Annotated in this window: 17 protein-coding genes and 3 tRNA genes; all 20 read left to right on the top strand. The window is 51.0% G+C overall.

Features of this window, described 5'->3' with window-relative positions; all coding sequences use genetic code 11:
- Positions 1-5: 5 nt before the first annotated feature.
- The 20 genes from BTA51_RS13065 (at position 6) to BTA51_RS12970 (ending at position 19,867) form a co-directional block, all read left to right on the top strand.
- Positions 6-1,232 carry an aspartate kinase gene (locus BTA51_RS13065; protein WP_094707908.1) on the top strand — a complete coding sequence of 409 codons (1,227 nt, stop codon included), beginning with the start codon at positions 6-8 and terminating at the stop codon, positions 1,230-1,232.
- A 348-nt stretch (positions 1,233-1,580) separates the two neighbouring features.
- Positions 1,581-1,784, top strand: coding sequence for a carbon storage regulator CsrA (gene csrA, locus BTA51_RS13060; protein WP_020410486.1), 204 nt, complete (start codon positions 1,581-1,583; stop codon positions 1,782-1,784).
- Between the two features lie 78 nt (positions 1,785-1,862).
- Positions 1,863-1,952, top strand: a tRNA-Ser gene (locus BTA51_RS13055).
- Positions 1,953-2,006: 54 nt separating this feature from the next.
- Positions 2,007-2,083 (top strand) — tRNA-Arg (locus BTA51_RS13050).
- A gap of 23 nt (positions 2,084-2,106) precedes the next feature.
- A tRNA-Arg gene (locus BTA51_RS13045) sits at positions 2,107-2,183 on the top strand.
- A gap of 304 nt (positions 2,184-2,487) precedes the next feature.
- Positions 2,488-2,742: an OadG family protein gene (locus tag BTA51_RS13040; protein ID WP_094707907.1), complete on the top strand. Its 255-nt coding sequence runs from the start codon at positions 2,488-2,490 to the stop codon at positions 2,740-2,742.
- A gap of 46 nt (positions 2,743-2,788) precedes the next feature.
- Entirely contained in the window at positions 2,789-4,585 is a 1,797-nt protein-coding gene (oadA, locus tag BTA51_RS13035) for a sodium-extruding oxaloacetate decarboxylase subunit alpha (protein ID WP_094707906.1), read from the top strand.
- A gap of 16 nt (positions 4,586-4,601) precedes the next feature.
- The gene (locus tag BTA51_RS13030; RefSeq protein WP_094708125.1) at positions 4,602-5,924 is read left to right on the top strand and encodes a sodium ion-translocating decarboxylase subunit beta; all 1,323 of its coding nucleotides are present in this window, start codon (positions 4,602-4,604) and stop codon (positions 5,922-5,924) included.
- A 99-nt stretch (positions 5,925-6,023) separates the two neighbouring features.
- Positions 6,024-6,317 carry a hypothetical protein gene (locus tag BTA51_RS13025; protein WP_094707905.1) on the top strand — a complete coding sequence of 98 codons (294 nt, stop codon included), beginning with the start codon at positions 6,024-6,026 and terminating at the stop codon, positions 6,315-6,317.
- A 249-nt stretch (positions 6,318-6,566) separates the two neighbouring features.
- Positions 6,567-8,003 carry a sigma-54 dependent transcriptional regulator gene (locus tag BTA51_RS13020; protein ID WP_094708123.1) on the top strand — a complete coding sequence of 479 codons (1,437 nt, stop codon included), beginning with the start codon at positions 6,567-6,569 and terminating at the stop codon, positions 8,001-8,003.
- A gap of 269 nt (positions 8,004-8,272) precedes the next feature.
- Positions 8,273-9,538: a PAS domain-containing sensor histidine kinase gene (locus BTA51_RS13015; protein ID WP_094707904.1), complete on the top strand. Its 1,266-nt coding sequence runs from the start codon at positions 8,273-8,275 to the stop codon at positions 9,536-9,538.
- A gap of 83 nt (positions 9,539-9,621) precedes the next feature.
- Complete coding sequence (locus tag BTA51_RS13010; RefSeq protein WP_094707903.1) at positions 9,622-11,046, top strand: sigma-54 dependent transcriptional regulator; 1,425 nt, start codon at positions 9,622-9,624, stop codon at positions 11,044-11,046.
- A 146-nt stretch (positions 11,047-11,192) separates the two neighbouring features.
- A complete protein-coding gene (gene fliE, locus BTA51_RS13005) occupies positions 11,193-11,549 on the top strand; it encodes a flagellar hook-basal body complex protein FliE (RefSeq protein ID WP_094707902.1) in 357 nt (118 codons plus the stop codon).
- 65 nt (positions 11,550-11,614) lie between these two features.
- Entirely contained in the window at positions 11,615-13,348 is a 1,734-nt protein-coding gene (fliF, locus tag BTA51_RS13000; protein ID WP_094707901.1) for a flagellar basal-body MS-ring/collar protein FliF, read from the top strand.
- Entirely contained in the window at positions 13,341-14,369 is a 1,029-nt protein-coding gene (gene fliG, locus BTA51_RS12995; protein ID WP_094707900.1) for a flagellar motor switch protein FliG, read from the top strand. Before fliF ends, fliG begins: the two co-directional genes overlap by 8 nt.
- 56 nt (positions 14,370-14,425) lie before the next feature.
- Positions 14,426-15,445 (top strand): flagellar assembly protein FliH, encoded by a 1,020-nt coding sequence (locus BTA51_RS12990; protein ID WP_246841029.1) that lies wholly within the window; start codon positions 14,426-14,428, stop codon positions 15,443-15,445.
- Positions 15,432-16,805 carry a flagellar protein export ATPase FliI gene (gene fliI, locus BTA51_RS12985; RefSeq protein ID WP_094707899.1) on the top strand — a complete coding sequence of 458 codons (1,374 nt, stop codon included), beginning with the start codon at positions 15,432-15,434 and terminating at the stop codon, positions 16,803-16,805. The genes BTA51_RS12990 and fliI overlap by 14 nt, the downstream gene beginning before the upstream one ends.
- A gap of 51 nt (positions 16,806-16,856) precedes the next feature.
- Positions 16,857-17,306, top strand: a complete 450-nt coding sequence (gene fliJ, locus BTA51_RS12980; RefSeq protein ID WP_094707898.1) for a flagellar export protein FliJ — start codon at positions 16,857-16,859, stop codon at positions 17,304-17,306.
- 385 nt (positions 17,307-17,691) lie between these two features.
- Complete coding sequence (locus tag BTA51_RS12975; protein WP_094707897.1) at positions 17,692-17,997, top strand: STAS domain-containing protein; 306 nt, start codon at positions 17,692-17,694, stop codon at positions 17,995-17,997.
- A 43-nt stretch (positions 17,998-18,040) separates the two neighbouring features.
- Entirely contained in the window at positions 18,041-19,867 is a 1,827-nt protein-coding gene (locus BTA51_RS12970) for a fused response regulator/phosphatase (protein ID WP_246841028.1), read from the top strand.
- The last annotated feature ends 191 nt before the right edge of the window (positions 19,868-20,058 follow it).

The raw sequence follows: 20,058 nt of genomic DNA, 5'->3' as shown, positions 1-20,058 counted from the left end.
AGCTTATGGCCCTATTGGTTCAAAAATTTGGTGGTACCTCCGTTGGGTCGGTGGATCGCATCGAGAAAGTCGCGGAAAAAGTTAAAAAGTTCCGTGAAGATGGCGATGATATTGTGGTTGTGGTTTCTGCCATGTCTGGCGAGACCAACCGCTTGATTTCACTGGCCAGCGAGATCATGGAAGAACCTACTGCGAGGGAAATGGATGTGCTGGTGTCTACAGGAGAGCAGGTAACTATTGCTCTTTTGTGTATGGCGCTGCATAAGCGTGGGGTGGCGGCCCGGTCCTATACTGGATCCCAGGTTCGCATCCTGACAGATGATTCTCATACCAAGGCGCGCATTCTGGATATCGATAATCACAACATTCAAGCGGATTTATCTGCTGGCCGGGTGGTTGTGGTTGCCGGATTCCAGGGGGTGGATGAGAGTGGCAATATTACCACTCTGGGGCGTGGGGGCTCCGATACGACGGCTGTTGCTTTGGCTGCAGCCCTGAAAGCTGATGAGTGCCAGATATATACCGACGTCGATGGAGTGTATACCACTGATCCGCGTGTTGTGGACAGTGCCCGTCGTCTGGATACCATCACTTTTGAAGAAATGCTGGAGATGGCCAGCCTTGGTTCCAAAGTACTGCAGATTCGCTCCGTTGAATTTGCTGGTAAATACAATGTTCCCTTGCGTGTTCTGCATTCCTTCCAGGAAGGGCCGGGCACGCTGATTACCATAGAGGATGACGACAATATGGAGCAACCCATTGTTTCAGGTATCGCGTTCAACCGTGATGAAGCCAAGCTGACAATTGCAGGCGTGCCTGATATTCCTGGTGTGGCGTCCAAGATTTTGAAGCCGGTAAGCGATGCCAATATTGAAGTGGACATGATTGTTCAGAACGTTGGTGCGGACAACCATACTGACTTTACCTTTACGGTACACCGTAACGATTTCAAGAAGGCGCAGGCAATCCTTGTGAGGCTGTCTGAGGAGCTTGAAGCGAAAGAGGTGAAAGGGGACGATAGGATTGCTAAAGTCTCCATCGTCGGCGTAGGTATGCGTTCTCACGCCGGTGTGGCCAGCAAGATGTTTGAAGCGCTTTCCCAGGAAGGTATCAATATCCAGATGATCTCAACTTCGGAAATAAAGATTTCTGTGGTGATCGATGAAAAATATCTGGAGCTGGCTGTGAGAAGTCTGCATAGTGCATTCGAACTGAGTGAGAAGCCTGCATAAAAGACTTTTTGTCATGCTGGGAAATGCTGGGTAGAATGGCTGCGGCTTCGTTCTACCGCGGATGCGGAAGTTGATGGATTGTTGTTTGCCTCTTCGGGAGTAGGCCCATCGCCTTCCAAATAACCGGCCGGTCTGACTGGCCAAAATGAAATGGGGAGTTTATTCGTTTGTCAAAAAAGGCAAAATCAGGATGACTCTCTACTTAAATAAAAAATATACCCTTTAAAAAAATGGAATTTAGACAATACTCATAATGGAACAGTAGTTTGTCGGTGGCAGTGAAAGTTGTTTCAGTCCGGTCGGCGACAAAGGGTAGATTGGAATAGGTCGATCTTTAAGGAGATTCAAATGCTGATCTTGACTCGCCGTGTTGGCGAAACCTTGATGGTGGGTGACGACGTTACTGTAACCGTTTTGGGGGTAAAAGGTAACCAAGTCCGTATTGGTGTTAATGCGCCGAAAGAGGTTGCAGTGCACCGTGAGGAGATTTATCAGCGCATTCAGCGCGAAAAATCACCTAACGCCGGTGAATCGGACCATCAGGACGATTAATCGAAAACTTTCTGCAATTTTTATCGATTTAACTCTATCTTTTTATAATAACCGTGGTATTATACGCCGCGTTTTTACGGAGAGGTGGCCGAGAGGCTGAAGGCGCGCCCCTGCTAAGGGCGTATGGGAGAAATCTCATCGAGGGTTCGAATCCCTCCCTCTCCGCCATTTGATTCAGTCACATCTTCTTCGAAGGTGTGACTATCAAGAAAAACGATCAGCGCGCTCGTAGCTCAGCTGGATAGAGTACCTGGCTACGAACCAGGCGGTCGGAGGTTCGAATCCTCCCGAGCGCGCCATTTTCTAAACGACTTTACTCTGTGCGCCAGTAGCTCAGCTGGATAGAGTACCTGGCTACGAACCAGGCGGTCGGAGGTTCGAATCCTTCCTGGCGCGCCATTCCCTTTCTTTCAAATCTTCAAAAAATATATTCCCCCAAGTTCTTACTGCGCTTAAAATGCCTCGAAACAGGTTATAGCCTTGGTATGTCTATCGATACGTATAATCACGTATTGACAAATGTGACAAGATTGTAAACTTTTTTCTCATTTTGTCCCTCCTTTGGTTGCGATTCTGCCATCATCTCTGTACATTAATCGGGATTTGCCATTCCTCAAGGTCTTGTAAATCCCTAAAAATGACGCTGACGGGAGCTCGAACTTCCGCTTCAGTGTGCCTAGAAGAAGATAACAGGTAGTGCGAGATGAATAATTTGTTCCAAGATGCCATTACGCTGATGTTTGTAGGGATGGGGTTTGTATTCCTTTTCCTGGCCATTCTGGTCGTTGCAACATCGCTAATGTCCAAACTGGTGAATAAATATTTCCCGGAGGCTCAGCCTGCGCCTGCATCTGTACCGGCCCCTGCGCCAGCGCAGTCCGGTTCTGAAATAGACCAGGATGTTATGGCCGTTATCGCGGCCGCAGTAGCTAAATACCGCTCACGCCACAAGAAGTGAGTGTCGCAACGCGAAAATAAACCTTTGACCCTAAGGCTCTAGACCCATGACTGAGACTAAAAAACCCCTAGGTATAACGGATGTTGTTTTACGTGACGCTCACCAATCTTTGTTGGCGACCCGTATGCGTCTTGACGACATGCTTCCCATTGCGGAAAAGCTGGATAAAGTTGGCTTCTGGTCACTTGAATCCTGGGGGGGAGCAACATTTGACTCCTGTATCCGCTATCTCGGAGAAGATCCCTGGGATCGTATCCGCCAGTTAAAGAAAGCTATGCCAAATACTCCGCAGCAGATGCTGCTGCGTGGTCAGAATCTTCTGGGCTACCGACATTATGCGGATGACGTTGTTGAGCGGTTCGTGGAACGCGCAGCCGACAACGGTGTTGATGTGTTTCGCGTATTTGACGCCATGAATGATCCCCGCAACCTGGAAACAGCGATCAAAGCGGTTCTGAAAGTAGGCAAGCATGCCCAAGGCACACTGTCTTATACAGTCAGCCCGGTTCATACCATCGATATGTGGATTGACCTGGCGAAGAACATTGAAAGCATGGGGGCAGAATCCATCGCCATCAAAGATATGGCCGGATTGCTGAAGCCCTATGTGGCTTACGAACTGGTTACCCGCCTGAAGAAAGAGGTGTCAGTGCCCATTCACATGCAGTGCCATGCCACTACCGGTATGTCGACAGCGACTGCATTGAAGGCGGCTGAAGCCGGAATTGATAATGTGGATGCCGCTATCTCATCTATGAGCATGACATACGGTCACTCTCCCACAGAGGCGCTGGTTGCTATTCTGGAAGGGACTGATCGTGACACGGGCCTGGATATCAATCTGCTGGAAGAAATCGCCGCATACTTCCGCGAAGTCCGTAAGAAGTACGCCAAGTTTGAGGGTGCACTGAGAGGCGTTGATTCCCGTATTCTGGTGGCCCAGGTTCCTGGTGGAATGCTGACCAACATGGAAAACCAACTCCGTGAGCAGGGTGCTGCTGACAAGATTGACGCAGTACTGGAAGAAATTCCCAAGGTGCGGAAAGATCTGGGCTTCATTCCTCTGGTAACTCCAACCTCTCAAATCGTCGGTACCCAGGCGGTACTTAACGTGATGACCGGTGAGCGCTATAAGTCGATTTCCAAAGAAACCGCAGGTGTGCTTAAGGGTGAGTACGGTTCTGCTCCTGCTCCTTATAACAAGGAGTTGCAGGATCGGGTTCTGGACGGTGCTGAGCCAATTACCTGTCGTCCGGCTGACTTGCTTGAACCGGAAATGGACAAGCTGACCGCTGAATTGACGAATCTCGCCAAAGAGAAAGGAATTAAGCTGGCAGATGCCGTAGTGGATGATGTTCTGACCTACGCACTGTTCCCACAGGTTGGCTTGAAGTTTCTGGAAAATCGCAATAATCCGGATGCCTTTGAACCTGTGCCGACGGGTGAAGAAGTTAAGCCTGCATCTGCAGGTAAAGGCGGACCGGAAACCTATACCATTACCGTTAACGGTAAAACCTATGTTGCGGAGGTTTCGGAAGGTGGTGATATTACTGCTGTGGCGCCGGCTGGCGGTACTGCTATATCTGCTCCCGCTGCACCTGCCGCACCGGCAGCTGCACCATCAGGTCCTGCTGAACCGGTAACGGCGCCATTGGCTGGAACCATCGTTCGGGTGGTTGCCCAAGTCGGGCACACTGTGCAGGAAGGTGATCTGCTGCTGATTCTGGAAGCCATGAAAATGGAAACAGAGATCCGCGCTCCTAAAGCGGGTACCGTGGCCAGTATCGATGTTAAGGCCGGTGATGCCATCGTCGTTGGTCAAACCCTGATGACTCTGTCTTAAGGAGTAGACTCTTATGATGGAAGGTTTGTCCAAACTGTTTTTTGGTAGCGGGCTATACAACCTGCAATGGGGCCAGGCCCTGATGATGGTGATCTGTCTTGCATTGCTGTTTCTGGCAATTCGCAAAGGCTTTGAGCCACTGTTGTTGTTGCCCATCGGCTTTGGTGGTCTGCTGGCAAATATCCCTGAAGCCGGGCTGGCAATGTCGGCTGTGGAGAATGCGATACATCTTGGGAATGCGGATCAGTTGGCCAATATCGCCGCTGCGCTGCATGTTCCCTTCGACAGTGCTGCAACTATCACTGAATCTCTGAGGCATGAGTTGCTGCTGGCCTATAAAGGGTCTGCATCAGCGATGCATGAAGCGGTGACTTTTGCAGCTCTTGATATGGGTTACGCTCATGGCATGCTCTATCAATTCTTCTCAGTGGCGATCATGAGTGGTGTAGCTCCCTTGTTGATCTTCATGGGTGTTGGTGCCATGACCGACTTCGGACCTTTGCTGGCGAATCCTCGCACCTTGTTGTTGGGGGCGGCTGCCCAGTTCGGTATCTTCGGTACCATCCTTGGTGCAGCAGCGCTGGATGCCTCAGGTATGATTCCGTTTACCATTAAGGAAGCGGCAGCCATTGGTATCATCGGTGGGGCAGATGGTCCGACTTCGATCTACGTAGCGACTTTGCTGTCTCCACACCTCTTGGGTGCTATCGCGGTAGCGGCATACTCCTACATGGCATTGGTGCCGCTGATTCAGCCACCAATAATGAAGGCGTTGACCACCGCTGAAGAGCGCAAGATGAAAATGGAACAGTTGCGTCATGTCAGTCGTACCGAGAAGATCTTCTTCCCGATTATACTTCTGGTACTGGTGGCTCTGTTCCTGCCGGATGCTGCGCCTCTACTTGGGATGTTCTGTCTGGGTAACCTGATGCGGGAATCTGGTGTGGTGGATCGTCTGAGTGATACGGCTCAGAACGCTCTGATCAACATTGTTACCATCGTTCTGGGGCTGTCTGTAGGTAGTAAGCTATCCGCCGATAAATTCCTGGATATACAAACTCTGGGTATCCTGGTGCTTGGTCTGGCAGCATTCTGCGTGGGGACTGCTTCGGGTGTACTGATGGCCAAGCTGATGAATATCTTGAGCCACCATAAAGTGAACCCTCTAATCGGTTCTGCGGGCGTATCTGCTGTTCCAATGGCAGCGCGTGTGTCCAACAAAGTGGGATTGGAAGCGAACCCACAGAACTTCTTGCTGATGCATGCGATGGGACCGAACGTGGCTGGTGTTATCGGCTCGGCTGTCGCAGCGGGGATCATGATCAAGTTCCTTGGCTGATCCTATGCACAATCCTAAAAGGCTCTGGTAATTCCAGGGCCTTTTTTTTATGTTAGCCGTAATGGTTTATAAATTACCTTGGAAAATGATAGGCATCTCATGAGTGAACTCAGTGTTCTAAGAGAAAAGATCGAGTCTCTGGTCCGGGAGGAGCAGTGGCACCAGATTGCTGCAATGGATGAGATCGTTCGTGATGTTGTTGGTAAAGCTCTTGAGTCTGTGACGGACGAGAGCCGTGAAGCCGTCAGAGCGCAGCTGAACGACATTCAGCAGTTCTATGCTACGGCAGTGGCCAGAATGCAAAGCCGCCAGGGAGAGTCCGCTCAGGAGCTGTCATCCATGCAGAAAAGCTATAGGGCGGCGAAATCCTATCTGGATTCGTCGAAGCTTTAAGGTCGTTCTCAAGTCTAAGGGCCACCATGCTGTTATGGGGGCCGGAAGAATTCTCCGTCGCAGATACTCAGTTACTTTCCGGATGGCGGTTTCAAGTGACGGTTTTTTGAATGCGACTACCTTTTGACCAGCCTGGACGGGAAGAAGCGTCATTTATTTGACCCAACTCCATTTTCATACTTTAATTCCCAGAAATAAAAACAGCAGCCTTCAATGGTCCTGCAAAGCCGGGAAATAAAAACGACATCAATGAATAAAGAAACCAAAGTTCTATTGGTAAGCAATGATTCGGAACGCCGTCAGGCCATCCAGATTATCCTCGAATTTTTAGGTGAGATTTGTCTTTCCTGTGATGCAGCAGGCTGGCAGGAAGAGACATCGAAAAACACAGAGGAGAGTGCAGAGGTCGGGGTGGTTCTCCTTGATAGTCAGTGTAATGAGTTTTCATCATTGCTGACGCAATTTCACGAGTGGGATGCCGGACTTCCCGTCCTGTTATTGGGGGAAGCGGATCTGGATGATCTTGATGAAACATTCCGACGGAAGATTATCGCCCAATTGGAAATGCCCCCCCTGTATAACAAGTTTATGGATTGTCTGTATCGGGCCCAGGTATATCGTGATCAGTACGCCGCTAACCGTGGTCGTGGGCAGCAAAGGGAAATTTTGTTGTTCAGAAGCCTGGTGGGTACCAGTCGTAGTATTCAGAAAGTCCGTGAATTGATGTCCCAGGTCGCGGATAAAGAAGTCAGTGTGTTGATTACGGGTGAGTCCGGAACCGGTAAAGAAGTCGTCGCCAGGAATCTCCACTATAACTCTCATCGTCGCAATGAACCTTTTGTTCCCGTTAACTGTGGTGCCATCCCGGCAGAACTGCTTGAAAGTGAACTCTTCGGTCATGAGAAAGGGGCTTTTACCGGCGCTATAACCTCCCGGGTAGGGCGCTTTGAGCTTGCGCAGGGTGGAACTCTGTTTCTGGATGAGATCGGGGATATGCCCTTGCACATGCAGGTCAAGATTCTGCGTGTCTTGCAGGAGCGTACTTTTGAGCGGGTAGGTAGTAGTAAGACCATTGAAGCGAATGTGAGAATTATTGCCGCCACTCATAAAAACCTGGATGAAATGATTGAAAAAGGGGATTTCAGGGAGGATTTGTACTATCGCCTGAATGTTTTTCCAATAGACATGCCTCCTCTCCGAGAGAGAGCGGAGGATGTTCCTTTACTGATCAATGAGCTGATTTCCAGAATGGAGAAGGAGAAGCGTGGATCCATCCGCTTTAATTCTGCCGCGATTCTCAGTCTTTGTCGGCATGAATGGCAGGGCAATGTGCGTGAACTGGCCAATCTGGTTGAGCGGCTTGCCATCATGAATCCCTATGGGGTGGTTGGAGTCCATGAGCTTCCGGCAAAATTCCGGCATATTGATGATGACGAGGAAGATCTCGCGGATCTCGGGGATATGCCCCAGGGCGAACCAGGACTGGTCGGGCTCAACAGTCCTGCCGTGTTACCTGTGAATGGATTGGATTTGAAAGACTATCTTGCCAATCTGGAAAAGGATCTTATTCGTCAGGCGCTTGATGAAGCCGGAGGTGTTGTGGCCAGAGCCGCAGAGCGTTTGCATATTCGGCGGACCACTTTGGTTGAAAAAGTACGGAAGTATAATCTGAATGCTTCCGAGTGATTTCCGATAAGGCTCTTGGTCTCTGTGAATGCTCTGCATTCATGGTATCGATAGCCTTAGTTCCATTCATTTCCAGCAGTCGGTTGGCTGACTCTCAGCTTTTGTATTTGCTCCTCTCTTGGCGTCAAAAAACCGCCGCCCCTCATTCTTTGCTGCCCCTATATCGCTGAATAAAAAGAAAATATTTCAGATGGCACGATCTGTGATTGACTGCAGGTAACGCGTCTTTGTGTGTCAAAGATTCATCATCAGAAATGTTGGGGAACCTTATGAGTTTACCAAAAGCAGTATCCGCCGATGGGGCCGAGTCGAATGTTGCAGTACTACATTCTCTCAAATCCTATAAGGGCAACATGTCCGTCAGTTCTGCCGGGATGCCTCCTGAGCAGGAAATGGACAGAGCAGTCGCGCTTTTTGATGATATCGCTGATGAGATATCAAGTTCCTACTCGGAACTGAACGGTCGTATCAGTGTACTGGCAGATGAATTAAGAATCCTTGGTCGCCGCCGACAGGCGGAGTTTGAGGAAAAAGAAAAGTTGGCTGACCGTTTATCCACTCTGCTGAAGGCTCTGCCTGCCGGTGTGGTTGTACTGGATGCCCGGGGGACTGTGCAGGACTGCAATCCTGCCGCTGTGGGGCTGTTGGGCGAACCCTTAAGTGGTGAGCGTTGGGTGGATATTATCCAGCGTTGCTTTTCTCCCAAAGCGGATGATGGGCATGAAGTGTCCCTGAAAGACGGACGCCGTCTGAATATTCAGACTTGCTCATTGGAAAATGGTTTTGGTCAATTGATTCTGCTGTCTGATCTGACAGAGACCCGCAACCTGCAGTCGCAGCTGGCGCGCAACGAGCGCCTTTCCGCCATGGGGAAAATGGTGGCATCTCTGGCCCACCAGATCAGAACGCCTCTGTCGGCGGCAATGCTGTACGCAGGTCATTTGGCGTCAGAGGAAATTTCTCCGGCGTTAAGAATTAAATGCGCCACTAAATTGATGTCGCGGCTTACTCATCTGGAACAGCAGGTGCGTGACATGTTGGTGTTTGCCAAAGGTGACTCACCTATCGCCGAACGCATCAGGCTGGCTTATCTGTTTGAGCAAACCAAGCAGGCGGCTGAAGCGGTAAGAGGCCCGGAAAACCTTTCTATCCAATGGTATACGGATGGTGTCGAGGCAGAACTTCTGTGTAATAAGGATGCCATGATCGGTGCGCTCCTTAACCTCATCAATAACGCCTGTGAGGCGCTTTCCACCGCTGAAAATCCCTTAGTTGAAGTGCACTTCAGTGTTCCTGTTCAGGGCTTCGCCTCCATTGAAGTCAGGGACAATGGTGCCGGTTTTGAGCCTGGGCAGGCGGCGCGGTTGATGGATGCTTTCTATACCACTAAATCAAACGGTACCGGGCTGGGACTGGCTGTGGTCAACAGTGTGGCACAGGCACATCATGGCAGGTTCTTTATCGGGTCGAAAGGAAGCGGGCGGGGTGCCCGAGCCATTTTGACGTTACCGGTAAGTCGCCGCGATGGTGTCTAGTGAAGATGACGTCTGTTGAATAGTGAGACCGACGTAAACGACAACAGGATTGAAAAAGAATTTTGATACCCGGGAGAGAACCCATGAATAAATCAACCGTATTAATTGTGGAAGATGATCTGGAGTTGTTGGACGCTTTGACCACCACCCTGGAGATTCATGGCTATGACTATATCGGAGTGGACTCGGCAAAAGAGGCTCTCGCGGTCCTGGAGCAGAAAACCGTCGATATGGTGGTCAGCGATGTGAATATGCCGGGTATGAACGGATTTGAATTGATGGAAGATATCCGTCGTCAGTATCCCGGAGTGCCGGTTCTGCTGATGACGGCTTATGGTCAGATCAGTCAGGCTGTGGCTGCCATGCAGAAAGGTGCTGTGGATTACATGGTGAAGCCTTTTGAATCAGAAGCATTGGTCTCCACTCTGGAAAAATACCTGGGCAAGATCAGCGGTGAAACAACGAAAGATGAGCCGGTGGCTGTGGATATCAACAGCAAGCGGATATTCCAGCTTGCGCAACGGGTGGCGAGAACCGATTCCACTGTCCTGATTTCAGGGGAGAGCGGTACCGGTAAAGAGGTATTGGCCCGCTACATCCATCAGAAGTCCTCTCGCAGAAATGCGCCGTTTATTGCCATTAATTGTGCTGCGATTCCGGAAAATATGCTGGAAGCCATGCTGTTTGGTCATGAAAAAGGGGCATTCACCGGTGCGCATGCCAGTATGCCGGGGAAATTTGAGCAGGCGAATGGCGGTACTTTGTTACTGGATGAAGTCTCGGAAATGGATATGGGACTGCAGGCTAAACTGTTGCGGGTCCTTCAGGAGAGAGAGGTGGAGAGGATTGGCGGCCGTAAGAGTATTCAATTGGATGTCCGGGTGTTAGCCACCACGAACCGTGATCTCAAAACCTACGTTCAGGAAGGCCGGTTCCGGGAAGATCTATATTACCGGCTGTCGGTATTTCCAATTGCCTGGCAGCCTTTGCGGGCTCGTCGTGACGATATTGTTCCATTGGCTGGGCACCTGCTGGCGAATCATGCCCGTAAGATGAAGTTGTCATTTGTCCGTTTTGATGACAGTGCCAGGAAGGTGCTGATGTCTCACGACTGGCCGGGCAATGTTCGTGAGCTGGACAATGCGGTGCAGAGAGCGCTGATTCTTCAGCAGAGCGGTGTGATTACCGCTGCAGATCTGTGTCTGGAAGGCGCAGGTCTGGACTCCGCCATGATGGGGTATGAGCTTCGCACCGATATGTCGTCAGTCCGATCCGATGACAACTCCGATGAGGGGATGTCACTGGAAGAGGATGACGCCAGTGGTTTGGGGCAGGAAATGAAGATGCGGGAATTTCAAATCATCCTGGATACGTTGAAGAGCGAAGGCGGTCGTCGCAATCGAGTGGCGGAGAAGCTGGGAATCTCTCCCCGCACCCTGAGATACAAAATCGCTCGAATGAGAGATTGCGGTATCGATGTCGATGAACAGCTGGCCCGTGCGGTTTAAAGCGTTCTTATATCTGGTACGGATTCTGCTTAATCAATAGGAGAGGCTTATTTTCAGCCTGTTAAGCGTCAAAAACGACGAAATATTGACGCAGCTGAATAGCTTGATCAGCAATCCGGTACGGGGCTTAAGACGAGGAGTGTGGCATGAATAATCGAGTGGACATCAACAATGTTTTGGCTGAGATCAGAAACATTCGTTCGCAGATGCAGCAGCCCGTCAAAATCAAGCCGGAAGTCAATCCCGCTGAGGTGCGTAGTGTGCAGCCGGCCAGGGAAACGCCCAACTTCAACCAGATGCTGACACAGGCGGTCAATCAGGTAAATGATCTGCAGCAGAATGCTGCCGGTCTGGCGAATGCCTATCAGGCAGGTGATCCCCAGGCTGATCTGACCGAAGTGATGATCGCGTCGCAGAAATCCTCCATCGCCTTTCAGGCCTTGACCCAGGTGCGGAACAAGGTGGTTCAGGCGTATGAAGACATTATGAAAATGCCTATTTAAGAGCGATAGCAGATCATTGCATTGCTGTTTCAGGATAAACACTAGTTTGTAATTGAGGTTTCCCCATGGCATCCGTACCGGCAGAAATACCTGGCAACAACCTGACGGCCAACGTAGGCGGCGCCGATACTGATTTAATTGAGAACAAGAGTGATCTCCTGCTGGGGTTTAACCGTCTCTCGCTGCTGCGTCAACTGGTTCTGATGGTGGGGGTTGCTGCCAGCATCGCTATGGGGATTGCGATCATTCTCTGGGCCAATGAGCCGGCTTACCAGCCATTGTTCGCCGATATGAGTCGCTACGATGCGACAGAGGTGGCGGGCATTCTTAACCAGAACGATATTGCCTTTAAGATTGAGCCCAAGTCAGGCGCTTTATTGATTGCAGCCGAGGATCTGCCGCGTGCCCGGTTGCAGCTGGCCTCTGCCGGCATTACTCAGGATAAAACCATTGGATTCGAGTTGCTGGACCAGGATACCGGTCTGGGGACGAGCCAGTTTATGGAGTCCACCCGTTATCGCCGTGGACTGGAAGGCGAGTTGGCGAGAACGATTGCCAGCCTGCGTAACGTCAAAAGTGCCCGGGTGCATCTGGCAATTCCCAAGCAGAGTGTTTTTGTGCGGGACACGCGTAAGCCTTCAGCGTCAGTTTTTCTTGAATTGATTGGTACCCGGAACATGCAGGCATCGCAGGTCGAGGCCATCGTCAACCTGGTGTCAAGCAGTGTGCCTGAAATGGACCAGAGTGATGTGACAGTCGTGGATCAACGCGGGACTTTGTTGTCACAGAATAATCTCAGTGAGGATGACCGCCGTACTTCCCGGGAGTTTGAATATGCCCGGAAAATGGAGGAAGTGCTGACCCGTCGGGTTAACAGTATTCTTGAGCCTATTCTGGGGATGGGGCGCTTCCGGGCAGAGGTTTCTGCTGATGTTGACTTTACGGCGATTGAGCAGGCTGAAGAAGTGTTCAATCCCGACCTTCAGGCCATACGCAGTGAACAGGAGATTGGTGAGCAGCGTATCGCTGGTACTGGTCCTCAAGGGGTTCCAGGTGCCTTGTCCAACCAACCTCCGGGAACCACAAGTGTGCCAGAGCAAGCTGGCCAGGCGACTCAGGGGCAGGCGCAAAGCCAGGCAACCGATGTTCGTAAACAGACAGTACGTAATTACGAAGTGGATCGCACCGTCAGTTACATCAAACATCACCAAGGCAAGATCAAACGCTTGACCGTTGCGGTGGTGGTGGACGATATCCGCCGTCCGGGTGCAGATGGTGTTGCTACCATGCAGCCATGGCCCCAGGCCGAAATTGACCGTCTTACCGTGTTGGTCCGTGATGCCGTGGGTTATTCCGCGGCAAGAGGGGATAGTGTGAACGTCGTGAATACACCATTCCTGGCTGAAGACATAGAGTTCATAGAGCCTGAAGCGACGCTGCTGCAACAGATATGGGAACTTTGGGCTGGAGGGTTGCTCAAGTGGGCGGCAGCGATTTTGATTATCCTGATTTTGGTATTCGGTGTTATTCGTCCTACACTGAAGAACCTGTCTTCCGGTGGTTCTGATGCTAAAGAATTGGCACTCGCCGGAGACGAGGAAGGCTTGGTAGAATTGCAGAAGCTCGGTGATACGGACGGGATGGAAGAAAGCGTTGGACTATCCGCCAGCGGTGAGTTCATGCTTCCGGGAGCGTCAGAAAGTTATGAGAAACAGATCAACGCATTGAAAGGTCTAGTCGCCGAAGACCCGGGTCGGGTAGCCCAGGTGGTTCGGCAGTGGGTAATGGCGGATGAATGAAGCGAAACCAGCCGAGAAAAAGCCGGTACGTAAGGTTAACCGGACGGAAGCCGCAGCGATTCTGTTAATGTCGCTGGGTGAGGCTGATGCTGCACAGATTTTAAAGCACATGGGGCCCAAAGAGGTTCAGCGTGTGGGCGCCCAGATGGCGCAATTGCAGAACGTTACCCAGGAAGTAGTTGAGCAGGTTACCTCGGAATTCCTGGAGGCGGTCGGAGGCCAAACCGGTCTGGGAATTGGTGCCGACGAATATATTCGTACCATGCTGACCCAGGCGCTGGGAGAAGATAAAGCTTCCGGTTTGATTGACCGTATCCTGATGGGGGGCAATACCACCGGTCTGGATACGTTGAAGTGGATGGAATCCCGTGCGGTGGCCGATATTATCCGGTATGAACATCCGCAGATTCAGGCGATCGTCATATCCTATCTGGATGCAGACCAATCCGCAGAAGTCCTGGCCAATTTCGATGAGAAAGTCCGCTTGGACATTATCATGCGGGTGGCGGCCCTGGAGACTGTTCAACCCCAGGCACTGCAGGAGCTCAATAATATCCTGGAGCGTCAGTTTTCCGGCGGTACCTCCGCCCAGACCAGTAAAATTGGCGGTGTGAAATGTGCGGCCAACATCATGAACTTCATGGACAGTAGCATTGAAGCTCCCCTGATGGATTCCATCAAGGAAATGGATACCGACCTGGGAACCCAGATCGAGGATTTGATGTTCGTCTTCGACAATCTGAAAGATGTGGACGATCGTGGTATTCAGGCCCTGCTCAGAGAAGTGTCCTCCGATAACCTGATTCTGGCTCTGAAAGGGGCAGATGAGGAGCTGCAGGAGAAAGTGTTCCGCAACATGTCCAAACGGGCAGCAGAATTGCTGCGTGATGATTTGGAGGCCCGTGGCCCGGTCAGAGTCAGCGAAGTGGAAACTGCACAGAAAGAGATTCTCACTATTGCTCGCCGTATGGCTGATGCCGGCGAGATTATGCTTGGTGGTGCTGGTGAAGAAATGCTGTAGTAGGATCTGGTTATACCCTTTGATTCCTGTTGCACCCCAAGGCCTGGTTGATTCAAATGAAGAAAAATGATCCCAAGATTCCCCCCGAGCAGCTGACTGCGTATGAGCGCTGGGAGCTCCCGGTCATCGGGGAAGAGTATGCCAGAAAGAATTCCGCTAAATCCCCTAAGCCACCGACCGCTGCAGAGCTTGAAGGTATCCGTGAGGCCGCCTATGAGGAAGGGCTTGAACAGGGGAAGGCAGAGGGACTGAAGAAGGGTCATGACGAGGGGTATCGGAAAGGTCTGGAAGAGGGGCGTCAGGAAGGCCTGAAAGAGGGAACGGCCAAGGGTGAGGCCGCAGCACTTAAAGCCAAGAGCGCCGCTATTCAAAGTCAGATGACCCAGTTCGGTCAGTTGATGAATGCGCTGCAGCAGCCAATCCAGGAATACCAGGAAGAAGTGGAAGAGGCCATGCTGAACCTGGTGTTGGCCATCAGCCGGTCGGTAATATTTCGCGAATTGGCCATGGGTCCGACGCAGATCGTGGCAGTTGTTCGTGAAGCATTGGCTGCATTGCCGAACACAGAAGAACAGATTACCGTGTATGTCGCTCCGTCCGATGTTGACTATCTGGAGGAGCATTTACCCGCTGATCACACCTATCGCTACACGCGGGACTCTAAGATCATGGCCGGCGGATGCCGGGTCGAGACCCGTCATACATTGCTCGACTATACCGTTGAAAAAAGATTTCAGGCGGCCATACAGCAAATGCTGTCGCGGCATAGTGATGAAACTGTCAGTACCGATTCCCATGACTACACTGATCAAATGGGGGAAATGAGCGATTTCCATCGGGATCTGTTGGAGACGACGGCCGACGAAGTCACTGATCAGGACAGGATTGATCAGCAAGCGGGGCTTCACGACAAGGGCGGTCTCGACAAAAATCGTCTCGATAATCGCCGTCTTGATGGAAACTATCTTGATAATAGCCATCTCGACAATAGCCATCTTGATAGAAGCAAAGCGCCGGACGATGATGATCGTCAGGTACCTCCTGCTGCTGAGGATCCGGACAATGAACCTGGCTGACCGGCTGAAGCAATATCAGAATTATGTCCCCACCCAGATTCGCCCTGAAATTAATGGCCGACTAACCAGAGTTGTAGGTTTAACGCTGGAAGCGGTCGGCTGTCCGATGACCCTCGGGGAACGTTGTCTGATCGAAGTGCGTGGCGGCCGGATGGTTGAAGCGGAAGTTGTTGGATTTGCTGAGGAGCGGATCTACCTGATGCCAATGGCGGCTGTTGAAGGGCTGCAGCCTGGAGCTCGGGTTCGGCCAATGTCCGGTGTGGGTCGTATCGGGGTCGGACAAAAGCTGCTTGGACGAGTGTTGAACGGAGCGGGAGAGCCTCTGGACGGGCGTGGTCCGATTGAGGCCGACCACCATGTGGATTTGTTTGGTGAGCCGATCAATCCATTGCATCGGGCTCCCATCCGTCAAAAGCTCGATGTCGGTATTCGGGCCATTAATGCTTTGTTATCGGTCGGGATCGGCCAGCGCCTCGGCTTGTTTGCCGGTAGTGGCGTGGGTAAAAGTATGCTGCTTGGCATGATGACACGTTTTACCACGGCGGATATTACGGTTGTCGGTCTCGTTGGGGAGCGGGGTCGTGAGGTTAAGGAATTTATCGAGGATATCCTTGGGGATGAAGGCCTGTCCCGCTCTGTGGTCATTGCGTCACCTGCGGATGATTCGCCGTTGATGCGTTTGCGGGCGGCAGTGCTTACCACCCGGATTGCCGAGTATTATCGCGACCAGGGCAAGAATGTCTTGCTGCTGATGGATAGTTTGACCCGATACGCCCAGGCTCAGAGGGAAATTGCCCTGTCCGTTGGCGAGCCCCCGGCGACCAAAGGTTATCCGCCGTCAGTATTTGCCAAGCTCCCTCAGCTAGTGGAAAGGGCTGGCAACGGCAAACCGGGAGGTGGTTCCATTACGGCGTTTTATACGGTATTGACCGAAGGTGACGATCAGCAGGATCCGATTGCCGATGCGGCCAGGGCTATTCTCGACGGACATATCGTGCTGAATCGCCGGCTGGCAGAAGAGGGGCACTATCCTGCGATCGATATTGAAGCGTCAATCAGCCGGGTAATGCCTCAGGTTACCAAGCCGGATCACTTTCAACAGGCACAAAGGTTCAAGCAGTTATATGCCCGCTATCAACAGACTCGGGATCTGATCAGTGTCGGAGCCTATGTACCCGGGTCCGACAAGGAAACCGACTATGCGATTGAACGGTTTCCCCATATGCGAAAATATCTGCAGCAGGGCTTGCACGAAAGCGCGTCTTTGGATGATTGTATTAGCGGATTGGCCCGTCTGTTTGAACCAGTTAAGCCCGCAGATAAGCAGACACCTCAGGCGCCCCAGCCCACAAGAGGGTAAAATTGGTATAGGTTGAAGTGCCGCTTTAAGTTATCCGGAGGCCAGGCAGATATGCCAACTCAGAAACGTTCGCAACGCCTTAAGATTGTGCTTGATCTGATTGACCGGGAAGAAGAGCAGGAGCGTCAGGCGTTGGGGCAGATTCGTTCCCAGCTGCACGCATCAGATGCCAAAATTGAGCAATTGATCGCCTATCAGCGTCAGTATCAGGAGGATTTGCGCAGCACCAGCAGCTCGGTGAAATCTGTTCGTCATATTCAGACATTCCATGTTTTTATCAGTCGCCTGGGAACTGCTATCGAGCAACAGCAGCAGCAATCGTTGTTACTCAAGCAAAAGCTGGAAGTCCAGACCGGCAAATGGCAGATGGTCTATCAAAAGAAAAAAAATATGGAAGAATTCGTTGATCGGTGCAGGAACGAAGAGCAGATAGAAGAGGACCGGAAGGAGCAGCGCCAGCTGGATGACGCCACACATCGACGACCTCACAGAAATATATAAATGAATTGCAATCAATTGGACATTTGCAGAGTTTAAGCTATTGATTATTATTAGGGTGAACGTATGACTAACCTCCCATGTACCCGCGGCCGAATATTCGTAGAAATGTGAAGAGTATTTGGATTAACGGCGATAGTATTCTCGGGCATATGGGAAGTTAGTCGGTTCGTTTCAGCGAGTCTATTTCTCAGTTTTTGTAACTTGATACTATATTCAGGTTAATGACATTCAACATAAAGACGATCAGAATCTTCATCTCGGCAGATAATCGGCCAGGAAGTGAGAGTGTTTGCAATGTGAACGTTGGTCGCGCTTGAAAAATGCAATGCTCAAGAAGTTTTCTTAAACTGTTTTAGATAAGGAAACACCTGGATAAGGAGGAAACATGTCCATTACGACTAATAGGTCGACTAATCAGTCTGAGCTGACTATCAGCATCAAAGGCCGCTTTGATTTCAGCTCACACCAGGAGTTCCGGGATGCTTATGAGAATCCTGAAGGGCCCTACGAGCATTATAAAATTGATATGGCTGAAACGACCTATCTTGATAGTTCCGCGTTAGGCATGTTGCTGCTGCTGAGAGATTATGCAGGTGGTGACAGTGCCAATATCCAGATTCTGAACTGTAACAACGATGTTCGGAAGATCCTTACCATTTCCAATTTTGAGCAACTGTTTGTCATTCAGTAAGGACGCGGCAGGTTAGCAGCGTGAACACATCCGGTTGGTTTCTTTGCTCTTGGATTTGTTCCTCTACAAGGGGGATCACTATGACAAGAGGGGTAACAATGAGAAGCCGACCGGTATCCATTCCTTAAACGAGATCTTCATGGTGGTCACGGAGTCTCCCTATAAGCCTGAGGATACCTCCACAGGTTCTCTCAAGATTCTGATTGCCGATGACAATCACTCCGACCGTCTTATACTCCAGGCCATCGTCAAACGGCAGGGGCATCATGTGGTAACCGCGGTGGATGGTGTCGATGCCGTGGATAAATTCTCCCGCGAGAATCCGGACATCATTCTTCTGGATGCGTTGATGCCACGTATGGACGGCTTTGAAGCCGCCAAGGAAATCAAGCAACTTTCCGGTGAAGACCTGGTTCCAATTATCTTCCTGACCTCATTGAGCGATGCGGAATCGCTGGCGAAATGTCTCGAAGCCGGTGGTGATGATTTCCTATCCAAACCCTACAATCCGATTATTCTTCAGGCCAAGATCAATGCTTTTAACCGCATGAGGGTCATGCATCGGACGTTGCAAATGCAGCGGGATCAGATCGCGGATCATAACGAACACCTAGTGCGAGAGCAGGAAGTGGCTAAAAAGGTGTTCGACAACGTGGCCCACGTCGGTTGCCTCGGAGCCAGGAATATCCGGCACCTGCTTTCACCTCTGTCGGTATTTAACGGGGATGTTCTGCTGGCCTGCCAAAAGCCCTCCGGTGGTATGCATGTTTTGCTGGGGGATTTCACCGGTCATGGGTTGCCTGCGGCTATCGGCGCTATGCCAATGGCTGAGATATTTTACGGGATGACCACCAAGGGGTATGCGCTGCCGGATATTCTCCGGGAGATCAACATCAAACTAAAAACCATATTGCCGATTGGGTTTTTCTGTTGTGCCACCATGGTTGATATCGAATTTGGTGACAAGTCCATTGAGATATGGAGTGGTGGGCTGCCCAGTGGATTTCTGTTGCAAGGTGGGAAGTTAGTCAAAGTGGCTTCCCGCCACCTGCCTCTGGGGATTCGTGGGAGTGATTCTTTTGATGCCTCAACCGATCGCTATGAAATGCATGACGGAGATCGCTTTTATGTCTGGTCGGACGGCATCATAGAAGCCGCCAACGCGGAAAATGAGTTCTATGGTGAGGAGCGTCTGCAGGCATTGGTGGAGCAGTATATCGACTCCAATGAGTTGTTCTACCGGATACAGCAGGACGTACTGGCATTTGCCGGAGATTCTGGTCCGGGCGATGACCTTACCATGGCTGAAATTACCATGATGCCGGAAGATCAACTGGGTATTCATGAAAGTGAACATTCCAGTGCCAGTGGCTGGGGGCCGGGTAAATGGGAGATGAGCTACCGCTTGACGGATGAATCCCTGGCCAGATTCGATCCGATTCCTCTGCTGTTGCAAATCGTCATGGAAGTTCCTGGAATGAGGAGCTTTAACGGCGAAATATTTACGATTATCAGTGAGTTGTACTCCAATGCTCTCGACCATGGCGTACTGAGACTGGATTCGTCCCTGAAGAACAGTTCTGAAGGATTTGCCAGATACTATCAGTTGCGGGAACAGCGTTGCTCCCAGCTTAAAGACGCCTCTGTGCTGGTCAATCTGACACACAATGGTACCCATCAGGGGGGGATACTAACCATCCGTGTAGAAGACAGCGGCCAAGGCTTTGACTGGCGAAAGGTTCGTGCTACACAACCATGCACGAATCAATATTCAGGCAGAGGAGTGGCTCTGCTCAAATCTCTGTGCAGGCGAGTCGAGTATTTTGAACCGGGCAATATTGTGGAAGTCGAATATGAATGGCGATTGTAGAGGCCAATCCAAGTATAATGAGAGCCGTATCATGCGGGGCGGTTCTGTATAGCTGGTCTGTTTTGTAAAGATAGAACGTCTGCGGTTTTTGCTCGTATAGCCTGTCGCATGAACCAATGCATAAGCCACCCGGGTGATAGAAATGGCAGCGGTCGGCGTATAAAACAATAAAATATTTCAACGAATGACTG

The sequence above is a fragment of the Hahella sp. CCB-MM4 genome, assembly GCF_002260525.1.
GTDB lineage: Bacteria > Pseudomonadota > Gammaproteobacteria > Pseudomonadales > Oleiphilaceae > Hahella.
Note: the sequence above shows the minus strand (reverse complement) of the source record. Positions and strands in the feature narration are given on the sequence as shown.